At 53.8% G+C, this 12,204-nt stretch carries 8 protein-coding genes, 1 tRNA gene and 1 pseudogene; 7 read left to right on the top strand and 3 right to left on the bottom strand.

Going from position 1 to position 12,204, the window contains the following annotated elements; genetic code table 11:
- Nucleotides 1–113: 113 nt before the first annotated feature.
- The 3 genes from FWJ25_RS06500 to FWJ25_RS06510 are packed head-to-tail and all read left to right on the top strand — an operon-like array spanning nt 114 to nt 4,627.
- Nucleotides 114–1,265: an efflux RND transporter periplasmic adaptor subunit gene (locus FWJ25_RS06500; RefSeq protein WP_149599442.1), complete on the top strand. Its 1,152-nt coding sequence runs from the start codon at nt 114–116 to the stop codon at nt 1,263–1,265.
- Nucleotides 1,262–3,217, top strand: a complete 1,956-nt coding sequence (locus tag FWJ25_RS06505; protein ID WP_149599443.1) for a MacB family efflux pump subunit — start codon at nt 1,262–1,264, stop codon at nt 3,215–3,217. Before FWJ25_RS06500 ends, FWJ25_RS06505 begins: the two co-directional genes overlap by 4 nt.
- A 3-nt stretch (nt 3,218–3,220) precedes the next feature.
- Nucleotides 3,221–4,627, top strand: coding sequence for an efflux transporter outer membrane subunit (locus tag FWJ25_RS06510; RefSeq protein ID WP_149599444.1), 1,407 nt, complete (start codon nt 3,221–3,223; stop codon nt 4,625–4,627).
- Here the strand turns inward: FWJ25_RS06510 and FWJ25_RS06515 are convergent.
- On the bottom strand, nt 4,590–5,417 hold the full coding sequence (locus FWJ25_RS06515; protein ID WP_149599445.1) for an RluA family pseudouridine synthase: 828 nt from the start codon (nt 5,415–5,417) through the stop codon (nt 4,590–4,592). The two genes, FWJ25_RS06510 and FWJ25_RS06515, sit on opposite strands and share 38 nt — an antisense overlap.
- A gap of 133 nt (nt 5,418–5,550) precedes the next feature.
- On the opposite strand from FWJ25_RS06515, the gene FWJ25_RS06520 reads away from it, so the two are divergent.
- The 4 genes and pseudogenes from FWJ25_RS06520 to FWJ25_RS06535 form a co-directional block, all read left to right on the top strand.
- Entirely contained in the window at nt 5,551–7,332 is a 1,782-nt protein-coding gene (locus tag FWJ25_RS06520) for a sensor domain-containing diguanylate cyclase (protein ID WP_246166673.1), read from the top strand.
- A 27-nt stretch (nt 7,333–7,359) separates the two neighbouring features.
- A complete protein-coding gene (locus FWJ25_RS06525; RefSeq protein WP_149599446.1) occupies nt 7,360–9,027 on the top strand; it encodes a methyl-accepting chemotaxis protein in 1,668 nt (555 codons plus the stop codon).
- 195 nt (nt 9,028–9,222) lie between these two features.
- A complete protein-coding gene (locus FWJ25_RS06530; RefSeq protein WP_149599447.1) occupies nt 9,223–10,248 on the top strand; it encodes an acyltransferase family protein in 1,026 nt (341 codons plus the stop codon).
- Nucleotides 10,249–10,467: 219 nt separating this feature from the next.
- Nucleotides 10,468–10,599 (top strand): annotated as a pseudogene (locus tag FWJ25_RS06535) (IS3 family transposase); the annotation flags it as partial.
- A 63-nt stretch (nt 10,600–10,662) separates the two neighbouring features.
- On the opposite strand, the gene FWJ25_RS06540 reads toward FWJ25_RS06535, so the two are convergent.
- Complete coding sequence (locus FWJ25_RS06540) at nt 10,663–11,709, bottom strand: acyltransferase family protein (RefSeq protein WP_149599448.1); 1,047 nt, start codon at nt 11,707–11,709, stop codon at nt 10,663–10,665.
- Between the two features lie 401 nt (nt 11,710–12,110).
- Nucleotides 12,111–12,187, bottom strand: a tRNA-Val gene (locus tag FWJ25_RS06545).
- Nucleotides 12,188–12,204: the final 17 nt, after the last annotated feature.

A 12,204-nucleotide genomic window follows, 5' to 3' on the forward strand; every position in this document is an offset into this window, starting at 1 on the left:
GCGAATCAGGTGCATCATAAAACTGAGATAATCCCGCTAAAGTTCTGATGATCACGGAAGCCAGTGCTGTCTGCGGCAAGGTGATCCGATCCCTGATAGAAGGAGTTTACTTGATGGCGGGCCCCATTCGCCGGCACCCGGCGCTGCGTTTTGTGTTGCCATTAGCGATTATTGCAGCGATAGCTGCCACAACGATGGGCTATTACACGTTCGGTGCTGGCGGTGATCATGGTCCAGATTTGCCGACGACCACCGTTACCCGGGGCGACCTTCAGGTACTGGTTAGCGCAACGGGAGTGCTGGAGCCCTCCAGCTATGTTGACGTTGGTGCCCAGGTCTCGGGGCAACTCGATCGGATCCACGTAACTGTTGGTCAGGATGTCCATAAAGGGGACCTGCTGGCGGAAATCGACCCCACGGTCTACGTGGCGAAAGTTGATGGCACCCGTGCAGAACTGAAGAACCTGAAGGCTCAGGTGGCAGATCGAAAAGCGCAGTTAAAACTGGCGGAGATCCAGTTTTCCCGACAGCAGAATCTCTACCGTGAAGAAGCCACGACCCGGGAATCCCTGCAGACGGCTGAAGCCAGCCTGGCGTCTGCCAGGGCACAGCTAGCCATGCTTCAGGCCCAGATGGAGCAGACGGAATCGAGCCTCCGCGCCGAGGAGGCTAATCTCGAATACGCCCATATCTATGCTCCCATGGATGGGACCATTGTTTCCATTGATGCCCGGCAGGGCCAGACGCTGAATACCAACCAGCAGGCACCGGTACTCATGCGGGTCGCTAACCTGAATACCATGAAAGTGCGTGCGCAGGTTTCTGAGGCGGATGTCGGCAAGCTTCGTCCCGGAATGCCTGTTTATTTCACGACGTTGGGCGCTGCCGATCAAAGGATTCATGGTGAATTGCAGTACGTGGAGCCCACACCGGAAGTCGAGAACAATGTGGTGCTCTACAACGCCTTGTTTGACGTGGCCAATGACAGTCGCCGACTCCTGCCAAGTATGACTGCCAAGGTCTTTTTCATCGCGAGGCAGGCACAGGGTGTGTTGCAACTGCCACTATCGGCTGTAACCCGGGGGACTGTTCGTATTAAGACTCCAAAAGGGGTAGAGGAGAGGGCCGTTGAGACCGGCATCAGCAACAGGGTACAGATTGAAATCCGGGAAGGCGTGACTGAAGGTGACGAAATACTGCTCCCTCTGGCTGCCGGCGGATCTGGCGGAGACCGGGGGCCCGGCTTCCGGGGTATGCTGCGATGACCTCCGCTGCTGCCCCTGTTATTGAACTCAGCGATATTACCCGCGTTTTCGGTGAGAGAGACCTGGCCGTTCCTGTGCTGAAGGGGATAGACCTGACGATAAACGCCGGCGAGTTTGTGGCCATCATGGGGCCGTCGGGTTCCGGGAAATCCACCCTGATGAATATTCTGGGCTGCCTGGATAAGCCAACCGCTGGTGACTATAGGTTCGCCGGCGAGTCTGTGTCAGCAATGAGCGCTGATGACCTTGCCGAACTTCGACGAGAGGCGTTTGGCTTCATCTTTCAGAGCTACAACCTGTTGCCTGGTATCAGCGCCCGGGAAAATGTCGAAATACCTGCGATCTATGCCGGTACCCAGAGTAATGAAAGAAAGCAGCGGGCGGAGAAGTTACTGACTGAACTGGGCCTGGGACACCGTCTTGATCATACGCCATCCCAGTTGTCCGGCGGGCAGCAGCAGCGGGTGTCTATCGCACGGGCCCTGATGAATGGTGGCCGGATTATCCTGGCAGACGAGCCTACAGGTGCTCTGGACAGTACCAGCGGGCAGGAAGTGATGCGATTGCTCCAGGAATTGTCTGACCGGGGGCATACCGTCATTCTGATCACTCACGACCCCGACGTGGCCGCGATCGCCCAGCGCCAGATCACCATCTCGGATGGTGTCATTACCGGCGATACGGCATCTTCCGGCCGCTCGCAAACCGTGCCTGGGGCTTTGGAGGCTGTAATAAAGCCCGAAAGCAGTGGATCCTGGGGCCATTGGCTCGAAGCCGTTAAAAGCGCTGTCCGCTCGTTGCACAGCAACCTTTTCAGGACAGCCTTGACGCTGCTGGGTATCGTTATCGGAGTTGCCTCCGTGATCACCATGCTGGCCATTGGCGAAGGGGCGAAGAAGGACATTGTTGATCGAATCAGCTCCATGGGGAGCAATCTCCTGCTCGTACGCCCGGGCGGCCCTGATCAGCGGGGTGCTCGCTGGAGTGTGACCACGCTGGTGCCTGAAGATTTCCTGGCGATCAATGACATGCCGGGGGTATTGGCGGCAATACCGGAACTCACCGGAAACCAGGTTCTCCGATTCGGCAACCTGGACCATCAGGCCGAGATTAAGGCTACCTCGCACCAGTTTCCGGTCGCTCGCCAATGGAATCTTGAATCCGGAACCTTCTTCAATTCAGACGATGAAGACAGCTACGCTGCTGTCGCTGTGCTTGGGAAAACGGTGGCGGATTCACTGTTCCCTGATGGCGACGGGCTTGGCCAGTACCTGATGGTCAACAATGTCCTGTTCCAGGTCATTGGCATCATGGAGGAACGGGGCGCCTCGCCGATGGGGCAGGACCAGGACGATGTGGTGTTTGTGCCCTATACAACCGGAAGCCTGCGGATATTCGGGCAGACCCACCTGCGGAATATCACGGTTGCCGTTTCGGATGCCAGTGCCGGGGCAATGGATGGTATACAGCAACAGGTGCACTCCCTGTTGCTGGCGCGCCACGGAGTTGAGGACTTCCATATAAGGAACATGGCCTCGCTGATTGAAACTATCTCGGAGACGCAGAACACTCTGACCTGGCTCCTTGGTTCCATTGCAGCCATCTCGCTATTGGTGGGAGGTATCGGGGTGATGAATATCATGCTGGTAAGCGTCACAGAGCGCACACGAGAGATCGGAATACGGATGGCAACCGGAGCGCGAGCCTGGAATATCCTGCAGCAATTCCTGACGGAGGCCTGGTTGGTATCCGCTATCGGGGGGCTGATCGGGGTGGCCCTGGGAATCGGCGCCACGATGGTTGTGTCCGGATTGGGGACCCCGGTTCACCTTACGGTGTTTCCGGCGGTATTGGCGTTTACCTGTGCTTTTTCCACCGGCCTGATATTTGGATTCCTGCCCGCGCGGAAAGCCGCACGTCTTGATCCTGTTCGGGCATTGGCGACGGAGTAACGGATGAGAACTGTTGTACTAGCCGGTTCCCTGCTGATCGCCGGGTGTGCCGGATACCAGGAAAAAGCCATTGAACTGCCCGTGGTTGCCCCTGACCAGTGGCATGTGGAAGGGGTAAGCGAGTCTTCGGAATCTCATGCAGCACTGGACCCTGATTGGTGGCATGCCTTCGGCGATCCGACACTGGTTTCATTGATTGAACGCGCAGTTGCTGCCAATCCCGACCTGAAAGCCATCGCCGAGACGATGATTCAGGCGCGCTTACAGTTCCGGAATGCTGAAGCGCCCCGATACCCTTCGATCGGGGCAGGGGCCAGCGTCAGTGAGCAGGCTCGTCACTCTGATGGTGCCAGCACGGAAACCGATGGCTCCACAAGCCTTTCGTTGGATATGAGCTATGAACTTGATCTCTGGAACCGGCTATCTGCCAATGAGGCCTCTGCTCTGGCTGGCCTGGAAGCGGCAGGTTATGACTTTGACGCAGCCCGCCTGAGTCTGGTTGCTTCAGTTGCCACCAGTTGGTTCAGCTTGCTGGAAGCCAGGGATCAACTGGAGATTGCGCAACGCAACCTCGACATCGCCCGGAAAACACTGACCCTGGTCGAAGTACGTTTCCGAAACGGTGTGGCTGACCGCTCTGAGGTGTTTCGCCAAAAGACCGCTGTCCTGAGTTTGAGCAACCAGTTGCCGGGCCTTGAATATGCGGTCAGCCAGGCGGAGGCAGAGCTGAATTTGCTTACCGGGAACCTGCCTTACGGGCCTGCATTCGATAGCGGTGAGTTGGATAGCTTGTCCATCCCGGACATTTCACCGGGATCACCGGTAGACCTGATGACACGGCGCCCGGACCTGGCCGCCGCAGAGGCTCGTTTGAAAGCAGCCGATGCCGATATCGAAGCGGCCCGGGCAGCGTTGCTCCCGTCCGTCTCGATTTCCGGTGCGCTGCAACTGTCAGCAGATGGGGCATTCAGTCTGGCTGACCCTGTGTCGGCGGCAAGTGCCCTTGCCAGCCTTTCGCAAACCCTGTTTGATGGGGGGCAGCGTGACAATGCGGTTGCCCTTACCGAATCCAGAAAGCGTGTTCTGATTGAGAACTATCGTACTGGCTGGCTGGAGGCCCTCAATGAGGTCGGCGATGCTCTGGAGAGAGTGCGGTTGTACGAAATGCAGGAACAGAGGCTGACAACCATTGAAATAATGGCGGAAGAAACACTCCGGCTGACGGAAATCCGTTACCGTGAAGGTGCCGATGATTTACTGACCCTCCTGGACAGCCAGAGCAGCTTGTTTGATGCCCGTCAGCAGCGAAAGGAAGCTCGCCTGAACCGACTGAGCGCTGCCGTCGATCTGTTCAAGGCGCTGGGCGGAGGATTCAGTCGGCCAGAGAGTTCAGGTGATCAGGCAACCTGAGGCTGACAGGCTTCCGGGTGACTGGGCAGTCGAACGATAACGACACCGCCAGCAGTTGAAGGGTTCCTCCCGTCGCCTGGCCATAAAGGCGGTCACCCACAATCGGATGACCGATTCCGGATAGGTGTCGGCGGATCTGATGCTTTCGCCCGGTTTCTATCTGCACCTGCACGAGGCTGGTGTCGTTGCCGCTGTCACTGGACGTTTCGGTTGACTGAGTGGTAACGCGGCTCAGGGCTTCTTTGTGCTCTACGGGCGCATCGATCAGCAGGTTGTCCGCATGCAGTATTCCCTGAACCCGTGCCAGGTAAACCTTGGTCATGGTGCGACCTGAAAAGCACTGTGAGAGGGCTGCCGCGGCTTTACCGTCGTGGGCAATCAGCATCAGACCGGCAGCGTCGGCATCGAGCCTGTGAATAAGAAAACAGGGTCTGTTCAACTCTACTTCTGCCAGTCTTAGCAGGCTGCAGTGATCGCCCCATTGCGATCCCTGGGAGAGTAAGCCATGAGGCTTGTACCAAACACTATAACGACTTTTATCTTCCAGTAACGCCGGCGACTCGGGCTTTCGGGCCAGTACCTGGTCGTCGTAGAACAGTTGCACCCTGGTTCCGGCCTTAAGTTCGCGTTTGGCCTTGCGTAAACGCACCTGTTTGCCTTTCTGGGTCCACCAGCAGGCACCTTTCGCCATGGCATCCTTTATACGCTGTTTGGGTAATCCCGATGCTTCAGCGAGGGCATCTACAGCGGTCGTTGGGGAGTTCGGTGCTATGTCGAAGTGTTTTCTCATTGGTAGCCGGCAGGGAGTGGAGGGCCGAGGCGTCATCTGATCTGGATTTTACCCCGAAAGCCCGCTCAAGGGGGAGCGCAGATCTGGCAAATCAATTTCACAAACTTTCACCCAGAGCTAATGGAAGAAAAGTGTGATCTGCATCACAATCGTCTGGTTTTCCCTGACTGGACCCTCAACATTTGCCGAGCGTACCGTGGAACGTTTTTTTATCCTGATTTTTCTCTGTTTCATGGCGGCATCAGCCCACAGTGGGGAAAGGGTCTCTATCGGCGATGGAGAAGTAAATCTCACGACGTTTCCGATGGCCTACTTTGCGGATGTAACGGGGGCAATGGCTTTTGACTCAGTCAGGAAGCAGGCCTTTGTTCCTTCGCCGAACCGCCTGTCTTTGGGAACAGAGCCGAAGGCAGTCTGGAGCCGGATAGAGATAGTGAATTCGGGTGACTATCCAAGGCACCTGTTCCTGCATCATCCCTACGTGTACCACAGCAAGCTTGCCGGTTTCTATCTTGAGGATTCGGGCGAGTTAGTCGATAGGCAGGTTCTGGATCTGGATGATGCATCAGACAGCCCGCTGATGTACCGGGGCAGTGCGGTATACGAGTTTGAATTACCGGTTGGCGCAACACGCACGCTTTATGTCCAGACTGTTTCATATTCCCATCAATGGTTTACGCTGCTGTTGGTCGATCAGGAGCATTCCCGGCGAATGCTGATTGGTACCCACAATGATATTGCAGTCCTGATCGGCGTACTGGTCGCCCTGATTTTCTACAACTTCCTGCTGTATTTCGCGTCCAGCAACAAAGAAAACATTTTTTATTCCCTTTATCTGGTTTCAGGTGCGGTCTGGATTTCTCTCTCCTATGGATTACTGGCAAACGTCTTTAATGTTTATGGCGCGGGCATTTTCAAGCTGCACCTTTCGCTGATCAGCATGCCGATCTTCCTGACATTGTTCATGATGTCCATCCTGGGTACCAAGGACGATTATCCCCGTGAGCATCTGATACTGAAGGTGATGCTGTGTACACTCACCCTCCAGTTCACCTGGGGGCTTTTCGATATACACGGTGCTCTCAAGCCTGCGAGTACGATGGCGGCATTGATGATGCTTGTCACCATGGGGGTAACCATTTCGCTGGTACGCAAAGGCAACTTACTTGCGAAGTTCTTCCTGATTGGGCACTCGTTCTTCCTGTTATTTAACGGGGTCGCAGTACTCTTCTATAAGGGCATCATTGGCTTTACCTATGTTGCCAGCCATGGTGTTGGTATAGGGATCACCCTCGAGGCGCTGATGCTTGCGTTTATCATTGCCTACCGGATCAGGATTCTTGAGGGAATCAAGGATTCACAAGTTGAGCTGAAGCGGCAGGCTGTGACCGATCCGCTCACGATGCTGTTCAATCGTCGATACTTTTTTACGGAAGCCAAAGATATAGTCGCGTTGGCCAAAAAACACGGTCGTGCGGTGTCGGTATTCGCAGTCGATGTCGACCATTTCAAAAGTGTGAACGATCAGTACGGCCATCAAATTGGTGATGAACTGTTGGTGAACCTTGCTGACACCCTCAAATTCCACTGCCGCTCTACGGATCTCATCGCTCGTTTTGGTGGTGAAGAGTTTGTATGCTTGCTCCCGGGTTGTGATTTGCCTGAAGCAACAGGCGTAGCCGAAAAGCTCAGACAGGCTGTTGAAGAACAGACCGTTGTTCTGGATGGCAGCGAGCCACTTAGATTTACGATCAGTGTAGGGGTTGCCTCTGTCGATATGGCTAGTGGAGATATCCAGGAGGCGCTGAATGAGGCGGATCGTGCTCTGTATCAGGCTAAGAACGCTGGAAGGAATCGGGTTCGTGCAATTGAAAGCCCTGAGGTGTCAGGGAAGACGTTACAACCGGTTTCTTGACCGATTCAAATAATTAATGAGGTTCTAATGCCTATTTCTATCCGAAGTCGCCTGCTGGTACTGGCGATGGCACCGGTTATTGCCCTGGCGGCTGTGCTTTTCTTTACCTTTACCTACCAGACCCAAAGCCTGGTGGATGAACAGATGCGTACTGCCGAAACCCGTGTTTCCGAAGTTAAGCGTGCAGAACTCAAAGGCCTGATGGACATGGCTTACACCTCCATCAAGCACATCTATGAAAACGGAGGCTCTCTGGAAGAGGCGCTGCCTATCCTTCGTGACCTCCAGTTTGGCCAAAACGGATACATTTTCGGTTACAGGGACAACGGTGAGCGGGTTCTTCTGGGGCAGTCCGATAAAGGCCTCGGTGAGAACCTTTGGGACCTGCAGGATAGCAAGGGCAATTACCTTGTTCGTGGTCTGGTCAACGCTGCTAAAACCGGTGATGGCTACTATACCTATTGGTTCCCAAAACCCGGACAGGAAGAGGCTTCGCCCAAACAGTCCTATTCGATTTTCCTCGATCGCTGGGGAGTCATGATCGGTACAGGCTTCTATTTCGATGATGTTGATGCAGTTCTGGCGGAACTTCGGAGCAAGGGCGATGAAGAGCTCTCAAAGAGTGTTACCGCGATCCTTCTCATCACGCTGGTTGCGGTGATTGCGACCGCCATTATTGGTCTTGGATTCAGCCTGACGATTATCCGACCCCTCTCGAAAATTACAGATTCGGTTCGGGCACTTTCTTCGGGAGATGCCGATCTTACAGCCAGGGTCTCAGTCAACGATCGGTTTGAGCTGGGCCAGTTGGCCGAGCACATCAACACCTTTATCAAACTGCTGGCGGATCTGATCCAGGACGTAAAAAGCAACGCCCGGTTGACGCATCAGAACGCCGAAACCATTTCTGGCCACACGGACGCACTGGCAACCTTGGTCAATGAACAGGACGCAGAAACCGATCAGGTGGCCACGGCCGTAACCGAGATGACGTCAGCGGCCAGCGAGATATCTTCCAGTGCTGCCAGTGCGGCAAATTCTGCCGCTGAGGCAAACCAGGAAACCGGAAACGCAAAAGGCATTATTTCCAATGCTGCTGCGGAAATGAATGCACTGAATAATGACATCGGTTCATCGGCCTATGAGGTTGAAGAGCTTGGCAAGGGAGTTGAGGGCATCAACTCTGTTATTGAGGTGATCAACACCATCGCAGATCAGACCAACCTGCTGGCACTCAATGCAGCGATTGAAGCAGCACGGGCAGGTGAGCATGGTAGAGGATTCTCCGTGGTTGCGGATGAGGTTCGTAGCCTGGCCCGGAAAACCCAGTCGAGCACCGAAGAGATTGATGAGATGATCCGCAATCTCAGCAGCCGGGCGTCTGCTGCCGTATCCTCTATTCGCACTTCGAGTGAGCGCAGCAGTAAAGCCCTGAGTGCGAACACGGAAGCGGTTGAAGCCATTGATCGCGTCGTAGAGGCTATTGGTCAGATCACGCAAATGAACGAACAGGTTGCTGCTGCCTCAGAAGAGCAGAGCAGTGTGTGCGAGGATATTACCAAGCGCCTGGTCACCATTTCTGACAAGTCCAAGGAAACCAGCGAGAAGGGGCGTGAAAGTAACGTGTCGGCCAATACTCTGCTGGGTAATGCTGATGGGCTGCAGAAGCTGGCAGGAAGGTTCCGGACGTCCTGATCAGCTGTAGCAGGAGCATCTTTTAGCGGCAGTGGGCGTGGCGTCCCGTTGTTCAGCCTGTACGGATCCTCGGTTTAGTTGAGCTTTTTCGGAGCTCAGTTTTGAAAACATCTCTATGCGAAGTGTGTTAACGAAATATGTAGCTGGTATAATCAGTATTAAGCTTATACCCGAAGTAAGACAAGGAATGTTGCGGTGGCTCAAGAACGCTTGTATCAACTCGACTCCCTCCGTGGGATGGCTGCCTTGATGGTGGTGGTCTTCCATTATTTTTACCATTACAACGTCAAGTATGGTCACTCATTTGCAGTTCCTGACTGGTTACATCTGGGCAAATCCGGCGTATATCTGTTTTTTATGATCTCGGGCTTTGTGATCTTCTGGACGATAAGTCGTGCTGACAAACCCATGGATTTTTTGTTCAGTCGATTTTCCCGACTTTATCCAGCATTTTGGGCAGCATTGATAGTTACCTTTGCGTTTACGTCCATGGTTGGTCCTGCAGACCGCGCCGTTTCCTGGGCAACCTTTGTGGTCAATATCACCATGTTTCATGAATTCCTTGGTTATAGGCATGTTGATGGCGTGTATTGGACTTTGAGTATTGAACTGACCTTTTACATTCTGGCGTTTGGCGCGATGGTCTTCGGGCTACTTCGTTTTGTGGACTACATCTGCCTTGCTTGGCTTGCGGTATCGTTTGGCCATGCAGTGTCTGGTGTTGATTTCGGGATCGTAAAGAGCGCCTTGCTTTTGAAGTACAACCTGCTGTTTGTCGCTGGCATTTCTTTTTATCGGATCTGGTCCCGGCAGGCCGTATGGCTGCCGATGTTGTGTTTGGTACTGGTGGTAACGTTGGCCTATATTCGGTTCCCGCTTGATGTGGCAGCTACCATCACCGTCTGGGTTTCGCTTTTTGGCTTGGTTATATCGGGGCGCCTGACTTGGTTGAATCAGCCCATACTGATTTGGCTCGGCTCAATCAGTTATTCGCTGTACCTCATCCATCAAAATATCGGTTACGGCATCATAGAATGGAGTTATAGCGTTGGCGTTTCGCCAGTTGTGAGCATTGGTGTTTCTCTTGTGTTCAGCTTTTGTGCCGCCCACGTTATCACTTTGCGTGTAGAGAAACCGGCGCTCCAAGCCATGCGGTCCTGGTATAGCGCAAGAAAGGCAAGGGCTAGCGCTGATGCGACTGCGGCGGTTGAATACAGTTAAATTTGGCAGGCGAGTTTGAGGGAGGCAGGTCAAAGCAGCTGTCCACAGATTTATTTACCAAGAAGCTGAGCTGAGATGCTGCCCTCTGCGATCAAGCCAAAGCTCGCGCCATACCTTGCCCCTGCTGTTCTGATATTGATCGCTGGTGCTGCCGGCACATTCTGGAGGCTCTGGAATGACCCGGATTAGCTGTTGTAGAAGACTGCGCGCCAGCAGGCCAATCAACTGGCCGAATCCTGGATGACGGAATACAACGATGAACGTCTCCACGATTCACTGGAGGACCTGACGCCGTGGGAATGCCTGGCGAAACACTCACTGGCGGAAAGTTCTAATCAGCGGTGGAACTAAAACGGGGGTGTTTACAACTGCGCCACAATCGTTGAATTTGGTGCGCGTGTAGCGGGAAATAAGCTAGTCCGGCTCTCGCTCAGTGCGAGCCCGCATCGAAATACGCTCAGGAAGACTGAAACCGAATTGGCGGATCCAGTTTCCAGTTGGTCGCTCGATAAACCGGTAGATGCCAAACGCAACAGCCAGCATGAACACGATTGCCAGCGTTACTCCCAGCCATTCCGGCACAGGCAGGGAGTCGATAATTGCTTTGCCGGCCCGGTTATGAATTAGGTAAAGCGGGTATGTCATGGCTCCGGCGGTTACAACCCAAGAGGCGTGAGGCATATCAAGCTTACCCACTGCAATGGCCAATAGTGTGGCCGCGAATAACAGGATCACACTGGCCGCTATAGCGCTTTCGGTATGCGATGGGGATGAAATAAAGCTCTCAGCTGAGCTGAAGGCACGGATGGTAGCCAGGATAAGGGCGCCCGCTAACACCCCGACATTAAACCTGTTTGCTCCCTGGTCTTGGATCAGGTAGATCGAAACACCGGTTATAAAGAACGGCGACCAACTCGGAGAAATGAACCACCCCATAAACCATGGTTGGCCAGTCACCATGTGCGCCGCGGTCAGGGCGAGCCAGGCTGAAAGCCAAAGCTTGAAGTGCTTGAATAACCCCGTTGCCACCAGCAAAAACACGCAGGCATAAAATTTTAGCTCGGCATGCAACGTCCAGTACACGCCATCAATATCAGGCTGGCCGATGTAGTCATTCAGTAGCGTCGCATTTGCAAACATTGTCCATAAGTCTGTGCGATTTCCTGTCAGAAGGTAGACCGTCGTTACTGTGAAGATAAGCCCTACCCACAAGGCAGGATAAAGCCTGGCAAACCGCGACACACAAAATTGATACGCAGATCGTCCATTGGCTGATAGTGCTATGACGAATCCGCTGATCATGAAGAAGACAGGGACGCCTAAGTAACCGAATCGGCTGACTGTAGAGAACAGATCAAATGCCCCGTCTGGACGGGCGGTGTAGTGGTAAAGAACCACTGCGAATGCGGCGGCAAAACGAAGCAGATCAAGTGTGTAAACCCGGTTTTTGAGTCCATCCATAAAACATCTCCCTATTTGCCATCATTTAGCGTAGCAAACTTTTTGTTTGGGCGGTGCGTCCAAACAGGCATCTGCCAAGGTCAATCGCATCGTAGGTTGATGGGAAAGCGCATGGTTGGGGTGAACTGCCCCGCCCAATCGTCTGAACCACTCACTGACCGTACTGTCGTCAGAGGCAACGGTGGACCGTTAATGAAATGAAGCGCGGAATAACCCGACGAGAATTAACTAATATTGGGATAATCTGAGGGCAGCGTAAACTCCTTTTGCTGACTGTTCAGACACGAAAAAGCCGCCCGGAGGCGGCTTAATCTGAATACTGTATAGTCTGTTTATTTTGCCAATTTATTGCCAAAATTTTGCCAAGACTTCTGCAGAACCAATCTAAGTTATTGAAAGATTGGTAGGACCACCCAGATTCGAACTGGGGACCTCTACCATGTCAAGGTAGCGCTCTAACCAACTGAGCTATGGTCCTGTCCTGCAACGGAGACG

Origin of the sequence: Marinobacter salinexigens (assembly GCF_008370345.1) — a bacterium.
Classification (GTDB): domain Bacteria; phylum Pseudomonadota; class Gammaproteobacteria; order Pseudomonadales; family Oleiphilaceae; genus Marinobacter; species Marinobacter salinexigens.

Coding starts and splice junctions, on each gene's coding strand:
- FWJ25_RS06515 (WP_149599445.1), bottom strand. CDS start 5,417: ATGAGAAAACACTTCGACATAGCACCGAACTCCCCAACGACCGCTGTA.
- FWJ25_RS06525 (WP_149599446.1), top strand. CDS start 7,360: ATGCCTATTTCTATCCGAAGTCGCCTGCTGGTACTGGCGATGGCACCG.
- FWJ25_RS06510 (WP_149599444.1), top strand. CDS start 3,221: ATGAGAACTGTTGTACTAGCCGGTTCCCTGCTGATCGCCGGGTGTGCC.
- FWJ25_RS06540 (WP_149599448.1), bottom strand. CDS start 11,709: ATGGATGGACTCAAAAACCGGGTTTACACACTTGATCTGCTTCGTTTT.
- FWJ25_RS06505 (WP_149599443.1), top strand. CDS start 1,262: ATGACCTCCGCTGCTGCCCCTGTTATTGAACTCAGCGATATTACCCGC.
- FWJ25_RS06500 (WP_149599442.1), top strand. CDS start 114: ATGGCGGGCCCCATTCGCCGGCACCCGGCGCTGCGTTTTGTGTTGCCA.